The following is a 19,318-nucleotide window of genomic DNA, read 5'->3' as shown; positions in this document are numbered from 1 at the left end:
GCGGCATATTCCAGATCAGAGAAGCTCGATTGCATCGGGGGCGCACTCTCGGTTGTGGGCCAGAGCCGTATTATCTCAACTCCGGACCGACAGCGGAACGGCAGGGCCGGAATAAATCAGTGTCTCCCTAGCAGTAGATCCCCCTTTTGTGCACAGGCCTCCGCGACGACGTCCTCCGGGGCCACTCTCTCTTCAGTGAAGAAGAGCTGCGGCGCCGGAAGAATCGCATCGCACCGAAGCGGTAGCCATAGAAGGAAACCCTGGGTCATACCGCCCTTAGTCATACCACGCTTAGCCTCAGCCTCAAGGAGCGCTAGGTCGTCTGTACCAATCTGATCCCACGTTGTTGCCTGGCTCTCTGGGATCACATCGCGGCAAGGGTTGAGCACTTCTGAGAAAGTGATCTGGTCGTGGCCGAAGGCGTGTGCGACAAAGGCGTCGCATAAATGAAACACAGCCTTCTGCCCGAAGCCGAAGCGCCCGATGGCGCCAGCGTCGTCGCCTTTCGAGCTCGCTCCGAAGGAAAGAAGGGCCTCCTCGTCCCTTTCCTGGAATTGACCATCGTTGACGACCAAAAGGCCCGGTGTTCTCAGTAGGGGGTTACGCGCCTCAGGCCATCCGCGGCGTGCGAGAAAGCGCACGACCTCCGCTTCAGCGTCCTCCGCGTTCTGAATCAGCTCCTTCAGAACGGTGAGGCCAGAACCGTATCTATCCTCAAGGTTGCGCTTGATCTGGAGGAATATCGAGCCTTGGGGCACTTGATATGTGGGCATTGAACACCTCGCTGTCGGGTTCTGCGGCAGAATATGCGGCCGTTTCAAAGACTCTTATCTTGATCACGGCAGATTGAGCCGGGTTCTCGTTTCGAGATCAAATCGACCATACGGGTTGACGTGCATCCAGACCACCTCCACCCTCCAGCGGTGGTCTGCTCGCCCACTCCACGCAGCAACTCGATACCGTCTCCGTCTGGTTCGGCCGCCATTTACAGAGCAAACCCCACGCTCCGTTTGCGACCCTCCGGCTTGATCTGCTGCTCCACCTCAAGCGCCTCAATCAGTATGTAGCCATCCAGCGCCGGCCCCGAAGTCGCCCCCTGGGCTGTCCCGTCAGCACGAGTGGAGTGGGCAAAGCGCCGGGCCACCGTAGCGAAGTCTCCCGGCGTCAGGCTGTCGAGCTGCTGCAGACGGCGCGCAAGCGCAGGCGCAATCGCCGATGCACCGCGGCGGCCAGCGCACTGCCCGGGGCCGGTTCTTTGATCACCCCCCTGATCGACCTCTAACACCTCGCAGAGCTGAATAAAGAGCGCCTCGCGCTGCGGCGGTCGCAGCGGAAGGAGCTTGACTTTATGGTCGAAGCGACGCAGCACGGCGCTATCCAGCGCCTCCAGGAAATTGGTGGCACAGATCAGGATCCCCTCGAACGATTCAATCTGAACCAGCAGTTCGTTGGTCTGGGTGACCTCCCAGCTGGCGCGGGCGCCCTCACGGCTGGAGAGTAGGCTGTCGGCCTCGTCGATGAGCAGCACCGCCTCCTCATCCTGAGCCTGCTCGAAGAGCGCAGCGAGGTTCTGCTCCGTGCCGCCGACCCACTTCGAGAGCAGCTGTGAGGCGGGGCGACTGATCAGTTCGCGTCCTGCGCGGTGGGCAATGTGCTCGGCGAGCGCGGTTTTGCCGGTGCCGGGCAGGCCGTGCAGCAGCAGGCTGCCGCTGCCGAGGTTGACCAAGGCATTGACCGCCGTGTCGATCTCCGGCTTGGCGTTGAGGTACTCCATGTCGTAGCGGAGCAGTTCGCTGCCACGGCGGCGCTGCGGCGGTCTGCGCCCCTGGAGTCGACACTGCCGACGCAAGTGCTGCTCAAGGAACGCCTCGGCGTTGCTGGCCGAGTGGTGGTCACCAATAAGTCGCGCGGTGCGCACGGCGCTCTGGATCTCCGCCGGCGTTAGACCGTCGATCTGGGCAGCGCGCGCAATCCACCCCTCCGAGACCGGCAGTTCGGCGCACGCCTCGCGCAGCATGCCGGCGCGAACCGCTGGCGACGGGGGGCGCACCTCTAGGGTGTAGGCGAAGCGGCGCAGATAGGAGGGATCGAGAACCCGCGAGCTGTTGGTGATCCAGATTGCCGGTGCCGGATTGGTCTCCAGCATGTGATTGGTCCACGCCTTGCCACCGCGATCCTCGCCGCGCGATGAGAAGAGCATCCGGAGGATATTGAAGCCGCCGAAGACGTCCTCAATCTCATCGAAGAGAATTGCACTCTCGCTGCTGCGGCCCATGAGGTGCTGACAGAGCTGATAGGCGCGCTGACGATTGTGCGGATTGAGCGGCTTGCCGTCGGCCATCTCGTAGTTGACTTCGCGGGTATCGAGTCCGGCTTGTTGCGCGGCGAGTCGAGCCAGTTCGGTCTTGCCGGTCCCCGGCGGTCCGTAGAGTAAGATGTTGATGCCGTGTTCGCGGGCGGACGCTGCGTTGCGCAAGAGCCGGACGAGCTGTTCTAGGTCTTTGGCCAAATGGGCAAAGCACGACTGGGCCAGCTGCGGGCCGGGACTGGGCCGAAAATAGGAGTGAAAGACGTCGTCGGTGCTCTCCAACTCGCCGATCAGCGCCTCCGCCAACCCGTCGAGCAGCTCTAAACCGCTGCCGTTGCGCATCATGCGGTGGCGTTCATGCTGGATCAGCCCTGCGCGGATCAGCGGTGCACCAGGGCGCAGCGCCTCGCGGATCTTCGGCTCCGGCAGATCAAGCGCCACTGCCAACACCGTCAAGTAATCGCACCGCTGGACAACTCGCGCTGCACCGAAGACCTGCGTGACTAGATTGTCCTCCATCTGTTCTAAGGTGACGTAGACGAGGAGTTGGGCGTCGATCTCACCGAGCTGCAGTCGCTCGCAGACTGCCTGGGCGTTGCGCACGAGACGATTGTTCTCAGCGAGAATGAGCTCCGACTGCTCCAGTGTGGCTAGGCGCTCCTCTAGGATCTTGTAGATCGCCGCAATCCACTCCCGGTAGGTATCGAACTCCTGATCGACTTCGCTGCTCCCATCGGCCTCAGCGATCTCCGCGCTGGTGGCAGTCCCTTCTTCCATCAGCATGCCGCGCCGTCGGTGATGGTGCCGGTGTGGATGAAACTCCTGCTGCGCGATCTCTCGCTGCTCAAAGTAGTGCTCTAGTTTTTTGTACTCACGAGTCAGCCCGAGGGCAGCGACCAAATCCTCATCGACCGAGTTACAGTGGTTTACCAGCGCCTCTACGCAGCGCGTGTGAACCAGCAGGCGGATGAGCCACAATCTGAGGAGTTCGCTGATGGGGTCGACGTGACCGTTGTTTTCGGTCGGATCCAGTGTGAAGCTGCCACGGTGGCGGAAGCGACGGCGAAAGTGCGGCATGATGCCCTCCTATCGAGCAGAAGGTAGCCGTGCACTGTTGTGGATAGCTTGGCTGCCTTCGTAGTATTTCTTATACTACTCAGAATGGCTGGGTGCGTCAAGCTGCCGTAGCCCTAGAAGCGGCGCTCAGAGACCGTTGCGCAGTTGCATGCAGGTTAAAACCGCCACTCAAGACGGACCAGCCGGTACGCGCCCGGCCCTTCGAGCGCGCGAACCCTTCGGCCGACCTTTCGACTGCTCCTGCATCTTCACCACCCTCCCCCACTCCGGCACCTGATTCCATCCCGGGGTCAGCGCCCAAAGCACAGGATAATTGGGGGGCTGCCCCGGAATGGGCCCAAAGCCGTCGGTCATCACCACCAACACCGCCGGCGGTGCATCGGCGAGGTGGTTGAAGGGGGCGCGCAGATCGGTGCCGCCGGCGCCGTGAATCGATAGCTGAGCCGGTAGCGGCTGACTCGGCGTATAGACTTCATCGGCAGTGATGCGAGTGTCGTGCTGGAGCAGCCGCAGGCGGTAGTCGTCGCAGCTGCGCAGAATCCCCCCAAGCTCGGCGCGAAACTGCGGCCAAAACTCGGTGGTGCTGCCACTGGTATCGACCGTCACCGCCAGATCCAAGCGATCCGTGCGCCGGCTGGGCAAGTAGATTCCCCGCCCCCAGTGGCGCCGCGAGGGCGGCAGCCAGCGGGTACCGCCGCCGCGCACCTGCTGGATAAAACGCTGCAGATAGCGCTGCCAGGGTACGCTCGGCGGCCCCACCGCAGCGATCCGCGTCGCCAGCCACCCCGGCATGGTACCTGCGGCAATGGCCTGCTGCGCAGCCGCCCGCACCCGGGTGCCCCACTCGCGCCAGATCTCTGGATCGCTGCACGGTGCGTAGTCCGGGTCCTGCACCGGTGCCTGCGGATCGGGACCGGGCGGATCGTGCAGATCGCTGAGCTGCGGGTCGCGTTCCGGCAGCGTCTGGCCACTGCTACTGCTTGGCTTCTGCTCACTGCATAATGCCTCGTAGACCGTCTCCGCATTCATGCCGGCGAATTGGTGAAGGTAGATCGCGCCCTCCACTGGCTTAAAGCCCTCGCGCCGCAATAGATCGTTGACCTCATGATCGATCGCCAGATTCCAGCGCCATCGCTCGCGTTCGAATCGGCGGGCGTGGTGCTGTAACGCGCAGTGCCAGATCTCGTGGCCGATAACAAAGAGCCGCTGCGCCTCGGTCAGTTGCATCCAGAAATCGGCACAGGCATAGATGGCGTGACCGTCGGTCAGTGCCGTCGGCACTCGAGAGTCGATCACCGGCACCAGTTCAAGGCGCATGGCGAGGAGGCCGAGAAAGGGCGAGTAGACCAGCAGACCGTGGCGGTCGGCGTGCATCAACTCCCGCACCCGGCGTTTGCGCGCCTGCTCCTCGGGGTTGGGCGGTCGCGGCCTCATGCCGTCGCCGCCTGCTGCGACTGACCGCTTGGCAGATAGCGCTGCAGCGCACTGCCGTGCGTTTGAGCCCACTCGCCGAAGCGCGGATGGGCAAAGATGCGCTGCCCCCGCTCACCGGTCACCCCCTCGGCGCCACCGACCGCATCAATCAGCGCCATGGTGGCAAAATCGGAGCTCAGCGCCAGCGTCACCTCTAAGAAGCGATCGAGGCGCTTGGTTCGTTCGCCCTCCGGCCCGCGCCACAGATGGTAGACGAGCGCAGCACAGAGGGCGTAGCACTGATCGGCCCGCTCCGGGATGGTGATGGGCGCCCGCCCGCGCAGCATCGCCTCGGCATCTTCCAGCGTGCCGGCCCAGCTGCGAAAGGCCGCCAGTTCTGCCGCCGCACCGGCACCGACCAGCCCCTCGATGATCCGCTGCAGCGGCCCATCGCCCAGCCCGGTCTCTGCAGCGAGGGTCAGTTGCCGCGCCACCCGCTCCCAACTGCGCGGACTCGGCCAGCCCCGCTGCAGATCGCCCTCAAGCTGCAAGAAGCAGTCGGGTCGGTAGCGCAAAAAACCGAGAACATCGGGATGGAGCCCCTGCTCCTGAGCCCAGCGCAGCCACGGCTCCAACTCAGCCGCCACCTCCAGATGGCAGAAGCGGTTCGCCAAGGCGCTCGACATCCCCAACGCAGCAGCGCCGTCCTCCTCGCGATTGCCGGCGGCGCAGAGATACCAGCGATCAGGCACACGGTAGAGATCGCCCAACCGACGATCGAGCAGCAACTCGTAGGCAGCGACCTGCAGGCTGCGATCGACCGCCGTGATTTCGTCGAAGAGGATGATCCCGGCGCTGTCGGGATCACGCGGCCACTCACCGGAGAGCAGCCAATCGACCCGATCCTCCCGAGGGACCGGCAAACCACGCAAGTCGACCGGCTCACGCTGCGATAGACGGACGTCGATCAAGGGGATGCCCAGGTCGGTGCAGACATCGCGAACCACACTGCTTTTGCCCACGCCCGGCGGCCCCCAGAGCAGGGTCGGCGGCAACTGATGGGCGCGACTCGGATCGGCTAGCAGTGCCGCAGCCTGATGGTGCAGAATGGCGTGTGCATCACGGAGGGAGACGGCTGTAGCACTCACGACGTCACCCCCCCGTCACTCGGCCTGGTGCCACTCACCGCCGTATCACAAAGCACAAGCCCGATTACGCTCAACATAGCCCCCCCCTCCCCTTGTTGTGATTGACTCAACTCGCAAAACAGCAAATCAAGACTGGCGCCCCTCAATAGTATTGGCTATACTATAAGAGATAGAACGCTATCTCAACATCTCTCTTATTGCTCACCCTCAGAGGGTCTTGTAGACTGCCGACCATCATGCTCCGCACCGATAGCCCACTGCTCGCGACTCCGGAACGTCTGTTGCGCGAGCTGTCGTCCCCCCTCAAAAAACCGCTAGGGCGCAAGCAGCTCGCCGATGCTGCAGCACTGCTCGCGATCTGGCCGACACTGGCCCACTCTGGGGTCGTTACGGTTGTCCCTGGCGGCGCTGCGGATGAGCGCGACCGGCCGAATGCGTTGGCAGAGGCCTGCCGGGCCGTCGGTGACGAGCTCGGCGGGGTCGCTGAAACCGCCTACCACTGGTTGGCCGAGAGACTGCTGCGCTACTGCACCGGCGACGAACGCGAGGCGGTCCAGACCGCCCTTAGAGGTGCCACCGGTCTCTACTGGAAGCAAGCCGCCCTAGCGCGAGCCCTGCTGCGGCAGAGCACGGGCCGTCACAGCGTGGCATTCGGGGTCGCCGAAATGCTCCATGCGGCCCTCGCCGACTCCGTGCAGGAAGTGGCGGTCATCGGTAACGCTTGCACCCCACTCCTTGCGGTCTTGGCGGAAGATGCAGAGCACCGTAAAGAGGCCGACGATACCGCCGCCGCCGTGCCGCGACGCCGACTCATCCTGACCGACCACGATCTTGCCGAGTTCGATCGCCCGCCGAGTCGACTCGAATCGACCGCTCCGGGCGTAGCCATTGCGCTCGGCCTGGTGACGCGCGCCCGGCTGGAGCACTACTCCAGCCTCGCCGAGGCACTGTTTGCGGCCTACTCCAGTGACGCCTTTTTCAGCCTCCTGACCGAGTTGCCGCAACAGCTGACAACCGAGGCCTTCGTCACGCTGGCCGAGCGGCACAACTACGCCATTTCGGCCATCAACCCATTCGAGCCCGACCCCGAGCGGGCACACACACAAGGCTACCTGCTCGTCCCAGGCCGGCTCCTCCACCACCCCGCGCACTATGCCCTACGCCAACATGCGGTCGAGCTTGGGCTGCTCCAAGCGGTCGTCCAGCTCCCCGAAGAGACGCTGCCCGCTCTAAAGAGTCCGCATCTTGTGGCTTTCAGCCGCGAGCGCTGCCCCAGCCAAGAGATCCTCTTTCTCAACGCCTCTCAACTGGAGGCCGCGCAACAGCGAAATACCAATCCAAGTCGGCAGCCCGGTACCGCTGCTCCAGAAGCGAACTGGCACCGCCGCCTCGGCGAGCAGATCCGCCAGCGCCAACCCGATGGTGAGGCGGCGCCCGGTGCTCTCGTGGCGCGGGATGGCCCGCTGCGGAACAACAAGTACGACTGCTCGGTTCAGCTCTACGCCCGCGGCGCTGCGCAGAACCGCATCGAGTCCCTCCAGCAGAGGCGCCGGACACAACCGCTCAAGGCGGTCGCCGAGCTCATCCGGGGGCAATCGCTGACCGATCTGGCGGCCGAGGGGGCGGCGGGAGAGCCGCTGCTTGAAGAGCGCACCCCGTACCGGTTTCGGGAACTCTCACCGGCGCACTTAGGGGAGAGCGGCCTAATCGAGCCGGCCACTCTGCCGTGGGAGTCACTTCGCGCCGTAGCCGTAACCCACCCCAAAGCGGTACATCGGGGCTGGAACCAGCGGCTTGAGTCCGGCGATATCCTGCTCACTATCAAGGGCAACCCGGGCACCGTAGCGCTCGTCGAGACGCTACCGGAGACCGATGAGCCGATCGTCGCCAACCAATCCTTCCTGATTATTCGACCGCATGCAGCGGAGCGACACACCCTGCCTGCGGCAGAGCCCGCTCCGAGTTCAACCTACCTGTTCCACTATCTCACCAGCACCGTGGTACAGAACTACTTTGCAGCGATCGCACGCGGTTCGGCCATCCCGCTACTTCGTGCCGCCGACATCCGCGATCTACCGATCCCCCTGCCCACGGCGGCAGAGCTCGAAGCGGTGCACACCCACCACGAGCAGACGCAGGCGCGGTATCAGCAGATCCGCGAACTGCAAGCAGAGAATGCGGCCGCCAAAGCGGCTCTTGAGCGGCAACACTGGTCTTTCGTTTAGGATTACCCTCCTGCTTCGTTGCCTTTGCAGACAGTTGACCCGCCGGAGTTAGCGGGACGAGCTGAATTCGCCCACCGGTTGAGCCGGTTTCAAGCGAGAGGACATCGACGCTCAAGGCACGCAACACCAGACCGCGTCGTGGCGCTTCTTTTTAGTATTGTTTATACTACGATGCAGTCGCAGTTCTCTGGTTTGCTCTTACATCGGGACGCAATGGACTGGAGACGACGCCGGTAGTCACCGCTCTGCGGCAGACTGCCCAAGCAACACAGAGCCAAGGGGGAGGTGTAGCACCATGTCCAGTTCCATGTCTAATACGATTTCCAGTCCCGCAGCCGCTACAGAGCGATCGGCTGCCGAGGCAGCGACAGCAATTGAGCCTACATTGCAGCTCGATCACGGCGGAGGCGCCGAGCTGCGCCACCATTCGGCTACGGCCATACGCCTGCGCGAGCCACGTCTGCGCGCCCTCGATATTGACGGCTGTCCACAGCTGCAAACGTTGGATCTACGCGAAGTCGCTGCCGGTGTGGTGATTGCCGTGAGCGGCTGCCCGCAGCTGCACCGCATCCTGCTGCCCGATGCTGAGCCGGGCGCGGTGATCCACTGGCTGGGAGCCGAGGGCGAGTCGGTCGAAGTGCGCCTAGAGGGCTCCGTTGCCGAACTCGATGCCTGCCTCGGTACCGCCGAGCTGCGCCTGCCGCAGCGCCGCGGAGAGGGCGAGTCCACTTGGTCCGGGGCGCTGCTGAGTAACAGTAGGGCGCTGCCTGAGAAGCCCGATGTCGACGCGCTTTGCTGTATCGGAGCCACAAGAGGGGCGGCAGCCCACGATCCCGCTACGTTGGAGGTGCCACTGGGACCGGCGGCGCTGATCCTGAGTGCCGGCGGGTGGGTCCGTATTGCCGACCGCGACGGCAGCCGCCTCGAACAGGTCTGCATCAAAGGGGTGCCGCTGCTCTGCGAATTGCACTTATCTCCCCCACTGCAGCGCCTAGAGGTGCGCGAGGCTCCACTCCTTGAGCACATTGAGGCGACCGGAGAGACGATCTGCCTGGAGAGCTGCGGGAGCATAGGGCAACCGATCGAGCTGACCGGCAACCGCGACTGGGCGCACGTCACGCTGGCCGACACCGGGATCGATACCGCAGCGGCAACGCGGGCAAAACGGCTGAACGGCTACGGCAGCGCTGCTGTTCACGCGCTCGCCGCCTACTACCAGAGCCATCCCGTCAACGGCCCGCACGGCTGCGGGCTGGGCCCCGAGAGCGTTGCCGCACTGTTCCACCGGGCCGAGGCAGCCGACAGTGAAGCGATCCCCCTCTTTCTCCGCTGGGCGGGAAGTGCACGGCGGCGGCACGGCGCTTACGCCCTCCAATGGCTCTGTCAGCTCGCTGACACCCCTCGCTCTCCAGTGCCGCTAGCGCGCCTGTGGGAGACGCGCTGCAAGCTGCGGCGCCACCTACTGCGTCAGCAAAAAGAACCCCCTGCCCTATGGCAGTGGGACCTCCCCGCCGATCAGCGCATCGAAGCGGAGCGCGCCGACAACCGCCTCGCTCTCCTCGCCTACCAAAATGGCGTCGATGTCGTCGATGCATTGGTTACCGAGGTCACCACTTGCCGCATCGTCAGCGACCTGCTGGAGCACCGTCAATTCCACCCCTCGCTGAACAGAACGAGCGGGTCCCAATCGCACCCAAGGAGCCAACGGGTGCAGCACGGTCAGCACGCGAGCGAGCTTGCAGAGGTCGCCTCTGAACTGGACGATGCACTGCTCCTGCGTTCACTGGAGCGGCCCGCATGGCTCAAAAATCGAGAGTACATGGGCCGCCATAAGGGGACGATCGAGACGCTCCACGACATCGTGCAGGAGATTGTCCGCCGGCCGCCCTCTCTCACCTGGGCGAACATCTTTGCCAGCTGTGTCGCCGACCACCTGAGTGACCGGGAGGCTCTGTCGCTGTTAGAGCCGCTGGCTGAACACGGCCATGCACCGAGCAAGGCGCAAGCGATGGCGATCGCGCTGCGGCCGGAAACGGACGAGGCCTCCCGGTTCAGTCGTCCTGCGGAAGAGGCTGAGTTGCGCCGCCAAGCGATGGCGGTGGCACTGGCGCCGTCGCAGAGTCAGGTCTTCGCTGCACACCCTACAGCGACCACAGCAGGCTAGCGGACCTAGCTCCGGTAGCGATGGTCTTGGGTCAGGTGATTGAAATCGGTCTTCGAAATCGTCGGGCCAGAACAGTGCACCAGGAGGTCTTATGAACGCGGGCTCGGGCAGTACGCTTGTCTTCGTCTACGGCACGCTGAAACGCGGCCACTCCAATCACCACGTCCTCGCGAGAGCCAATGGACGCTTTCTCATGGCTTGGGCGACCGCCCCAGAGTACGAACTGATCGACCTGGGGGCCTTCCCGGCCGTGCGGGAGGGCGGTGGTACCGCCATCCAGGGGGAAATCTACAAGGTCCGTGACCTGGCTCCCATAGACCGGCTCGAAGGTTACCCGATGCTGTACGACCGCAAGCGGATTGAAACACCGTGCGGCTCAGCGTGGCTCTATATCAAAAACGATGCGCGCGGAGCAGTCATCCCGAGTGGCGAGTGGATCGATTGCAGGTAACTTGGCGGATGGCCGCGATGTGCCACTCCGGCAGGCCGTGCTCGACTGCGCCCTGGAGGACGTACTGATGGTATTCCGGCGTTGGACGCAGCCCCTCCCTGATCGCCTCCTCCACGGCTTGGTAGGTCAGCGCCTCGACCTCAGCCCCCCCTTCTTGGGTAACGACCACCACTATCCGCTCATAGTGGACCGTAAAGGGGCTTCCGGCCCCCTCGGCCGCATCGAGAGCCGCCAACTCATTAGCGTCGATCTCAAAGAGCACGCCCGGCAATTGATCAGCCGGGTTCCCGGTCCATTGGGCATCGCATTTGGCCGAACCGTCGACGCCCAACTTTCGGAAGGCAAGTCGTCGCTCCGGGAGAAAGGCCCTACCGATGGGGTGAGCCGAGGGGACACGCTGCTGCAAACGGCGGGTGTGCATGTTCGATCCGAAGGCGAAGTAGCAAAGCCTCTCAGACATCTCGATCTCCTTGTGGATTTTGCTTCGCCGCATGCCCGAATTTATGAGCTATCCGAGTGGTGCGCTGCAGATCTGTGCAGTGCGCAAGTTCTGACGCCGGAATCTGGCCGGCCCCCCACCGCGCTCCGCCGATCGCACCCACCAGGACCGGGGCGTAGTTGGCTCCGCCGGCGAAGTGCAAGCTTGCAACGAGCGCGTCCTGAAAACCAGCGGCACGGTTTACCAGCTGCACAGCGGCCTGCAGGGTCTCAGGGGCAAAGCCGCTCGGAGCCAGCCTGCCGGACTCAGTCGGCTCTAGGGTCGCCCGGATTTCGGGCAATCGGTCCTGAGCAGCGTGGGCGAGAGCGGCCTCCCAGGAAGCCCCCCGAATCAGGGTCCGGCAAAGCACCGCCACGGCTGCGGCCGCATCACCAGCCAGCCGATGGTGGTGGGTCAGGGCTGCCTCCTGCAGGGCCGCTTCCGCCACCGACTCATCCGGTATGGTTAGTGCCATGGCGATCGGGGCGACCCGATGCGCAGGGTTGCATCCCGCTGTGAGCCCATCAAGCTCGCGATCCACCTGTGTAACAGCGGAATCGGCTGGAGTGCCGGCGTGGGCGAGTGACAGCACACGGCTGGCGACAGTTCCAGTATCAAAAGCGCCATCCCGGTACCACGCGAGGTAACGCCGGAACACATCGCTGCGGTTGAGTCCGGCATTCTCGATGAGACTTTCGGCGAGGCAGAGGGCAAACTGGAGCGGCCCACCGATGCGGTCACCGGCGGCTAGGCCGAGCAAGGTACCGGTGATCCGGTCCTGGAGTTCGGTCTGCGGAGGGCTATGCTCGATCATGTTTGTCGTCCCGTTGGTCTCGACTCCGTCCAACCCGGGCGGTTGTTCGCAGAGTGATCGCGTGGGCACGAGGTTGCGGAATCTACTCTCCCACACTGAACGCATTATGCCTAAACGGAGCGCTGAGCCAGAAATCCGACTTATCCACAGACTCACCGGGCACGGCTTCGCCCACAACCGTGCACCGTGGTTTTAGGGGTAGCGGCTATGGTAGCCGGGTGATGAGCTAAACCGAACTTTGCGTTAGGCTTTGGACGAAGGGGTGATCATAGCCGCTTCAAGATTTGAGCCACCGACCACCCCGCTTCAGAACGACAATGAAGAGTCCCCATGAGCCGCTACAGCCATCGCCACGACACAACACACCTACTCACCGCCGCCGAACACTGGAAGTCGACCTGCCTGCTTGAGGATGGCAGTCTCTTCTGCGATAAGCCTCTTTGGACGCTCACCAATCTTGAAGAGCTGGAGCGCAGCTTCACCCACAACCCTATCGAGGGGGGCGACAGCTTCGTGCACAAGCTCTCGCTTCAGCTCGCCGCCGCATCATCGGACGCCATCCAGCTGATGGCTGAACTCAACTGGCTGTTGCTGCTCTTCTCCAGCAACATCAAGCCGGCGACCAAACAGGGGCTCGTACGCGAGGTATGGGAGCTGAGCAACAAAGCCTTCCCAGCGGCGGCGCCGTTCATGGACGATCAAAGCCTCAGCGGTGTCGGTAGCACTGGCACCGGATTCAACACCCTCCGCTGGCGCGAACTGGCCTTCCTCATCGAATTTGTACGCACCTTCAAGTCGTTGGATGCAGCTCAGCAGCAGCGGCTGGTCGACGATCCTTGGCTATTCGTCGATTGGCTGGCAACAATCCGCGGCCACGGCAAAAGACAACTGCCACATATCTTGAGCTATCTGCTCTTTCCCGATCACTTCGAACACACCTCCGTCACCGCTGATAAGCACAAGATTCTGGAGGCCATGGCTGGGCTATCCAAACAGAGCCTTGGGCAGATGAGCGAACGCGAGATTGATCAAGCGCTGCTTGAGCTTCGCCAGCGCTTGGAGAACGAGCACGGCGAACCGATCGACTTTTACGACTCACCTTGGGTCGAGCAGTGGCGGCCCACCCCTAAGACCTGGCTCATGGCCTGGAACCCTAAGTATTGGCCGTGGCGGACATTCCAAGAGGATCGCTTGAAAGTCGCCGGCGGGGATAATGTGACCATGGAGTGGAACACCTCCTCGGTCCAGCCACAGGAGGGGGATACGTTCTATCTGGTGCGCCTAGGTGAGGAGCCACGCGGGCTCATCGCCCGAGGCAATATCGCCTCAGCGGCTTACAAAGAGCTCCATTACGACCCGGCACGAGCTGCCGATGGCGAGACTACGGACTATGTCGACATCACCCTGACCGACCTGCGCGACCCTACCGTCGATGCTTATGTCCGCATTGATCAGCTCACAGCTGAGACAACTGATGATCAAACCTGGTCGCCACAGGGATCAGGCATCGAGATCAAGCCCCGGTCGGCGAAATTGGCCTCACGGCTGTGGCAGCAACTGCCACCGGTACAAAGATCGAGTGTCGCAGCGGACACGCCAAAGAAGCTGGCCATTCAGATGGCGCGCCCCAAGAACGTCATCTTCTACGGACCACCTGGCACCGGCAAGACCTACCACCTGCGCACCCACCTTATGCCCCACTACGAGAGCCAAGCCAACCAGGCGTCTACCGACGAATGGCTAGAGGAGCAGCTCGCCGATATCTCTTGGTGGGAAGCCACCGCCCTAGCCCTGGCGGATCTCAACGGTAGCGTCACCGTGAATGACCTTCTGCAGCATCGATTCTTCAAGGCCAAGGCGCGGGTGCAGGGGCGACCCAATAGCCCAAACCTGCGGGCGACCTGCTGGGGAGCGCTGCAGATCCATACGGTAACCGACTCCACTACCGTCAACTACGCCGTGGAAAAGCGCCAACCGCCGCTGATCTTCGACAAGCAGTCTAGTGGACGCTGGATACTGACCGGCGAATGGGAGGAGGTCGGCGACGCTCTGCGTGACCGACTCGCTCGATTACAACAGGGGCCAGCCAGTGATGACGAGCGTATCAAGCGCCACCTGACCGTCACCTTCCACCAGTCGTACAGCTACGAAGACTTCGTCGAGGGGATTCGGCCACAGACTACCGAAAACGGCGGCATCACCTACGAGGTGCGTGACGGCCTGTTCAAAGCGTTCTGTCAGCGCGCCAGTCAGGATCCGCGTCAACGCTATGCGCTCTTTATCGACGAGATCAACCGCGGCAACATCTCGCGCATCTTCGGTGAGCTGATCACCCTCATCGAGGCTGACAAGCGCGCTTGGTGGGACGACGAGGGGCAGCTGGTAGAGGGCATCGAGTTGGTCCTGCCCTACTCCGGCGAACGCTTCGGCGTACCCAAGAATCTCGACATCTACGCCACCATGAACACCGCCGACCGCTCCATCGCGCTGATGGACGCCGCCCTACGCCGCCGCTTCCACTTCCAGGAGTTAATGCCGGAGCCGAATCGGATCGCCGGCAGCCAAGGGGACGGCTATATTCCCGACGGCGAGGGCGGGCTGCTCAACCTGCGCGCCCTGCTCGGAGCCATCAATCTGCGCTTGCGCTACCTATTGCACCGCGACCAAACCTTTGGCCATGCCTACTTCACCGATGTCAAAGACCTTGCCGCCCTGCGCCAAGTGATGGCGTACGACATCATCCCGATGCTGGCCGAGTACTTTTACGAAGACTGGAGCCAAATCCGCCGCGTGCTGGCCGACGAAGGTGCCGCTTTTGAACAGCAACTGATCACTGTTACGACGCTCGACCCGGCACAGCTCTTCGTGGACGAAGACAGTGAACTGCCTGAAAAACTCGACTACCAGGTCAAACCGCCTGATGAGATGACGGCCGACGCTTTCAAAAAAATCTACGAGTCCTTGGGCGACGAGGCGTGAAGCGTGAAGCATTTGACCGCCTTCGAGCACGGCTGGCTGGAGGTTGGTGACGGGGGCGATCTCTCTACCTGCGAGGCCGATGCACTGGCTGCTGCTGCCGGTGCTCTTCCGAGTGCATGCCTGCAGTGGGGCCACCGCCGGGTGAAATTTACCCAGTTCTGCGGCGTCGTACAGGTCGCGGGCTTACAGATCGAGGTGCTGCCCAAGCTCACCCCCTATCAGACTGAACAACAGCAGCGCCAGACTCTGCTGACCCTGCTCGCCCGTTCCGGAGAGCTTGAGGGGCTTGACCACGGAAGCGCCGGACTGGCCACCCAAGAGGGCACCCTACTGGACCTATTCATCCGCCACTTCGGGCGCCTGCTCAGAGACCAGCTGCGACAGGGGCTCCTGCGCGACTATCGAGATGTGGACGATAGCTTGGACCAGGTTCGTGGTCGAATCGATCTGGTGCGCCAACAGCGCGAAAATCTGATGAAGCCGCAGCGACTGGCATGCCGCTACGGTGAGCTGGTCACTGACATTCCGGTGAACCGCCTACTGCACAGCGCGCTCCTACTCGTCATCCGCTTGAGCAGCAGCCTCTCCCTGAGTCACCAGCTGCGCGCCCTGCGGACCCACTTTAGCCAGGCGGGCACCTTGAGCCGACACGAACACGCCCCTCGCTGCGACCAGCTCAACCGCATGCAGAGGCGTTACGCCCCGCTGATCGAGCTGGCTCACCTCTTCTTGGAGGGGCAATATCTGGACGCCCGCTCCGGGCACTACAAAGCCTTCTCCCTGCTGTTCGACATGAACCGACTTTTCGAGCGCTTTACCGCCAACCGGCTCCGCCCGTTCGCGCGCCGCTGCGGATTTCACTTGGTGGAGCAAGGCCCCCGGCGCTACCTCGGCGAAGCGGAAGATGGCCGAGGCCGTCTGCTGATGCGCCCCGATCTCTGCCTCCTCGATACTGATAAGCGGCCGGTAGCCATACTTGATACGAAATGGAAACGGATCGACAACCCCGACGCTCTGGCCGCCCTCTCCTCCGCAGACCTCTATCAGCTCGCTACCTATGCCTCCGCCTACCACTGCGATAGAGTCGGACTCCTGTACCCTGAGCAGACGTATATTCGGGCGGGACAACGCCATACCCTCAACCTGATAAGGCCAGGGTCAGGGTCGGCGCTGTTAACGCTTGAGGGTGTGCCCGTTGACACTCTGCAGCCCGATCTCACGCCGGTTCTGGGTGGCCACCACATTTCGTAGGGGCAACATAGGGGTCGTCTCAGAAAACGGAAAAAATCGTACGCCAAGGAAGATAAATCTTTACTTTTTAAGTGCTTGCACAGGACCACACCGACTCCGTCCACGTCAATCCGTATGGGCGGTTCGAACTCAATATGAACACTCGCCTGGCCCTACTTTGAGAGAAGTGGCGGCTGGTGACACGACTGTTGGGTCTACCCCTTCTTGATCGGGGGGCTAATGTCGACGCGAGGAACGTGGAAGGCTGGACCGCGCTGATGGCGGCCGCCCTGCACGGCGAGTCGGGAACGGTTGAGGCGCTGCTCGCGCATGGGGCTGAGGTTGAGGCTCGGGACGGGTTTGGCTGGGAGGCGATGATGTTCGCGGCGTGTTTTAATTCCCCAAGCGTGGCTGAGACGCTATTGGCGCACGGCGCGGACGTTGATGCCCGGACCTCGCTTGGTGAAACCCCGCTTATGCGTTTGAGGACTGCCCTGTTTGAGAAGGGATTAAGACGCCGGAACCACCGGGCACACCGACTGGCGCGACCGTTTGAGGACCAGGCCTTTCAAGGTGAGTCCCTGCTGCTCATCCGCAACCGCTTGATAGCGCAGCCACCGCAGCAAGTCAGGATCGCAATTTGCTACCAGAGAACGCTGCAAGCAGTCCTGCAACATATTGATTCATAATGGCATGTTTGCACACCTTGAAAGCCCTGCCGTTTGAGGACTGCCCTGTTTGAGAAGGGATTAAGACCGATTATCTCGCGATGGCCGTAGCAACCTGAACTTTCCCGCACTGATCTTGGTTTTGCTGCGCCGGCGGTATGCGCCGGTCAGGCTGCTCCACGGCCCCTCCTCACTCCCCGCCTCCACTCCCCCTCCCCTCCAGATACCGGAGCACCTGCGCCCGCTCCTCCCGTGCCTGAACCACCTCCGCCTTCGCCTCGTCGCGCTGGCGTTCCAGATCGGCGCGCTGCGCCTCCATCGCTTCACGCTGCTGTCGCCACTCTGCCTGCAACTGCTCCAACTGCTCCCGCCATCCCCGCTGCTCCTCCTGCCACTGCCGCCGCTCTTCTGCCCACCGCTCCTCGGCCGCCTGCCACCGCTGCTGCTCCGCTTGCCACTGCGCGCGCTCCTGTTCTAGGGCGCGCTGTGCGGCATCGAGTTCGGTACAGCGAGACTGTACCGTTTCGAGCTTCGCCCGCAGCTCGTCCTGCACCTTCTTATGCCACGCCTGCGCCTCCTTGAGCGCTTGGTTGGCGGCGTCGCGGGCGTTGCTGACCTCGTTAAAGCGCGCGATGTACTGCTGCTCTTGCCACTCCCGGTGCTCTCGCTCACGGGTCAGCTCGGCCTCTAACTCCTGAGCCGCGCGTTGGTGGCTGTCGATTTGCTCCTCTAGGCGCTCTCGGGTCTGCTCGTGGGTGGCGAGCCACTCCCGGCGCTCGGCTTCGTGCTCTCGGCGCAGCGCGGCCGTCTCCTGGCGGGCCTCGTCACGCTCCTGGCGCAGCTGCTCAATCTGCCGAGCCCGCTCTTCGGTGAGCTGTTCGGCCTGAATGCGTTCTTGCCGTGCCTGCTCGGTGCGGGCGTCGGCCGCCGCGATCTCGCGCTGCATCTGTTCGTGTTCGGCGCCGAGCCGCGCCCTCTCCTGCTCCAGTCGCTGCCGCTGCTCGGCGAGTTCATCGTGAGCGACCCGCTGCGCCTCGTACCAGAAGGCCTCCAGGGGTTCGTGCAGCGCCTCGGGGAAGCCGCTCGGCACGTGACCGGTGAAGTGATCGCGCAGCTCTTCAAGCACCTGCGCCCTCAACTTCAGCACGGTGGTCTTGGAGCCGTGGCCGATGCGTTCGATCAGCCGATCGGCGCTCGGCGCCAGACACTCGCCGAGGCAGGAGAGCACGGCGCTGCGGACTTCTTCGAGGGTCAGGCGGGCTGCGGGCATGGCGGTGTCTCCTCGGTAGCGGCAGTGGCCGATAGGCCGTGGGGTCGGGCGGTGGCGCTCCAGGCCCCTAGGGGCCATGGGGGGTCGGCCTGGATCGTGTGCCGACAATAATACCGTACATTATTTATAGTACATACCGAATCGGTATCAAATAGGTCCACATCGCAACATAAATTCACATGTGTTGCGATCTCAGGCTGGCACCGCCGCCGCAACGCACAGAGACCCCGCGCAGCACACGGGGTGGTGCGGAGGTGCTATCAGGAGGAGAGTGTAATTTTATAAATCAGCGGGTTACGATCGGTCGCCGGGCACGGCCGCCGCGCAGCGCGCGCCACCTTGAAAGACCTGCCCCACAACACCTAACCAGTGCGGGTTATGATCTTTTGTCGCTGCTCCCGGTCACCAAGCTTCGGGCCTTCGAAGGTGTGAGTGCGGGATGCGACAAGGCAGTTGAGCTTTGCCAAGATGTGTTGGGCTGAGTGTCTTCGACCAATGCGCATGTTTGGCTAGGTCGGCCGCGATTCGCCTATGATCAGTGCCCGAGATGGGGGCAATGAGTCCCAAGCGAACATCAGAATGATACCGACGAACGGTACTAAGCGCTGCCTCTAGTTCTGTATCGTTGCTGCACACGACCGCTTGCTCATAGGCTCCGGTCCAAGCGCCAGCGATCAGATCAGCAGCGAGATTAACGTCGGTCTTCTTCTCCTGGAAGTCGTGTACCCGTACTCGGTCAAGCTCTGGGCATTCAGGGATTTTATCGGCCAAGCGCTTGACCGGTTTGGAGGCAATGATCTTGCCTTCGATAATAGTGATTTGCCGGGGATGCATCTTGCGAAGCGCTTGCAGGTAAGAGCGTTGGCGCTTCGGGGAGTCCGCGCTGTCACACATGCGGCCCAAGACGGGGGCGGTGTAGTAGCGCACTTCAACGAGATCAGCCTGTCGGGCAAGTGCGTGATCGCGTATGGAATAGTCCTCAAGTGGGGGGTGCATTCCACGGGAAGTGGGGTGCCGATTCCACGCGAAGCGGGTGTGCTGTTCCACCGGAAGTGGGGGGGCGATTCCACCGGATGTGGTGGGGCCGTTCCAC

Annotated in this window: 14 protein-coding genes; 6 read left to right on the top strand and 8 right to left on the bottom strand. The window is 62.9% G+C overall.

All coding sequences use genetic code 11. From position 1 onward, the window contains the following. Positions 1 to 116: 116 nt before the first annotated feature. The 4 genes from CKO15_RS11355 to CKO15_RS11340 form a co-directional block, all read right to left on the bottom strand. The gene (locus CKO15_RS11355) at positions 117 to 773 is read right to left on the bottom strand and encodes a sacsin N-terminal ATP-binding-like domain-containing protein (RefSeq protein ID WP_200196297.1); all 657 of its coding nucleotides are present in this window, start codon (positions 771 to 773) and stop codon (positions 117 to 119) included. Positions 774 to 985: 212 nt separating this feature from the next. Further along, positions 986 to 3,385, bottom strand: coding sequence for an AAA family ATPase (locus CKO15_RS11350; protein WP_200196295.1), 2,400 nt, complete (start codon positions 3,383 to 3,385; stop codon positions 986 to 988). Between the two features lie 168 nt (positions 3,386 to 3,553). Next, entirely contained in the window at positions 3,554 to 4,819 is a 1,266-nt protein-coding gene (locus CKO15_RS11345) for a vWA domain-containing protein (protein ID WP_200196293.1), read from the bottom strand. Continuing rightward, entirely contained in the window at positions 4,816 to 5,946 is a 1,131-nt protein-coding gene (locus tag CKO15_RS11340; protein ID WP_200196291.1) for an AAA family ATPase, read from the bottom strand. Before CKO15_RS11340 ends, CKO15_RS11345 begins: the two co-directional genes overlap by 4 nt. Positions 5,947 to 6,182: 236 nt before the next feature. On the opposite strand from CKO15_RS11340, the gene CKO15_RS11335 reads away from it, so the two are divergent. The 3 genes from CKO15_RS11335 (at position 6,183) to CKO15_RS11325 (ending at position 10,786) form a co-directional block, all read left to right on the top strand. Further along, positions 6,183 to 8,171, top strand: a complete 1,989-nt coding sequence (locus CKO15_RS11335) for a restriction endonuclease subunit S domain-containing protein (protein ID WP_200196289.1) — start codon at positions 6,183 to 6,185, stop codon at positions 8,169 to 8,171. Between the two features lie 295 nt (positions 8,172 to 8,466). After that, positions 8,467 to 10,335, top strand: a complete 1,869-nt coding sequence (locus tag CKO15_RS11330) for a hypothetical protein (RefSeq protein ID WP_200196287.1) — start codon at positions 8,467 to 8,469, stop codon at positions 10,333 to 10,335. Positions 10,336 to 10,426: 91 nt separating this feature from the next. After that, the gene (locus CKO15_RS11325; RefSeq protein WP_200196285.1) at positions 10,427 to 10,786 is read left to right on the top strand and encodes a gamma-glutamylcyclotransferase family protein; all 360 of its coding nucleotides are present in this window, start codon (positions 10,427 to 10,429) and stop codon (positions 10,784 to 10,786) included. Here CKO15_RS11325 and CKO15_RS11320 read toward each other — a convergent pair. After that, the gene (locus CKO15_RS11320; RefSeq protein WP_200196283.1) at positions 10,752 to 11,246 is read right to left on the bottom strand and encodes a gamma-glutamylcyclotransferase family protein; all 495 of its coding nucleotides are present in this window, start codon (positions 11,244 to 11,246) and stop codon (positions 10,752 to 10,754) included. The two genes, CKO15_RS11325 and CKO15_RS11320, sit on opposite strands and share 35 nt — an antisense overlap. Continuing rightward, positions 11,239 to 12,078, bottom strand: coding sequence for an ADP-ribosylglycohydrolase family protein (locus tag CKO15_RS11315; protein WP_200196281.1), 840 nt, complete (start codon positions 12,076 to 12,078; stop codon positions 11,239 to 11,241). Before CKO15_RS11315 ends, CKO15_RS11320 begins: the two co-directional genes overlap by 8 nt. Positions 12,079 to 12,408: 330 nt before the next feature. Here CKO15_RS11315 and CKO15_RS11310 point away from each other — a divergent pair, with 330 nt between their 5' ends. The 3 genes from CKO15_RS11310 to CKO15_RS11300 all read left to right on the top strand — a co-directional run bounded on the left by CKO15_RS11310 (position 12,409) and on the right by CKO15_RS11300 (position 16,976). Further along, positions 12,409 to 15,057 carry an McrB family protein gene (locus CKO15_RS11310; RefSeq protein WP_200196279.1) on the top strand — a complete coding sequence of 883 codons (2,649 nt, stop codon included), beginning with the start codon at positions 12,409 to 12,411 and terminating at the stop codon, positions 15,055 to 15,057. Between the two features lie 3 nt (positions 15,058 to 15,060). Further along, a complete protein-coding gene (locus CKO15_RS11305; RefSeq protein ID WP_200196277.1) occupies positions 15,061 to 16,308 on the top strand; it encodes a 5-methylcytosine restriction system specificity protein McrC in 1,248 nt (415 codons plus the stop codon). Between the two features lie 176 nt (positions 16,309 to 16,484). After that, the gene (locus CKO15_RS11300) at positions 16,485 to 16,976 is read left to right on the top strand and encodes an ankyrin repeat domain-containing protein (protein ID WP_338036054.1); all 492 of its coding nucleotides are present in this window, start codon (positions 16,485 to 16,487) and stop codon (positions 16,974 to 16,976) included. 169 nt (positions 16,977 to 17,145) lie between these two features. Here the strand turns inward: CKO15_RS11300 and CKO15_RS11295 are convergent, their stop codons facing one another. Continuing rightward, positions 17,146 to 18,225 (bottom strand): DNA-binding protein, encoded by a 1,080-nt coding sequence (locus CKO15_RS11295; RefSeq protein WP_200196273.1) that lies wholly within the window; start codon positions 18,223 to 18,225, stop codon positions 17,146 to 17,148. Between the two features lie 402 nt (positions 18,226 to 18,627). Beyond that, a partial coding sequence (locus tag CKO15_RS11290) for an NYN domain-containing protein (protein ID WP_207124067.1) occupies positions 18,628 to 19,318 on the bottom strand: 691 nt, incomplete at its 5' end.

Source organism: Halorhodospira abdelmalekii (assembly GCF_016583625.1).
GTDB lineage: Bacteria > Pseudomonadota > Gammaproteobacteria > Nitrococcales > Halorhodospiraceae > Halorhodospira > Halorhodospira abdelmalekii.
The sequence above is the reverse complement of the archived record's forward strand: the minus strand, read 5'-3'. Positions and strand labels throughout refer to the sequence as shown.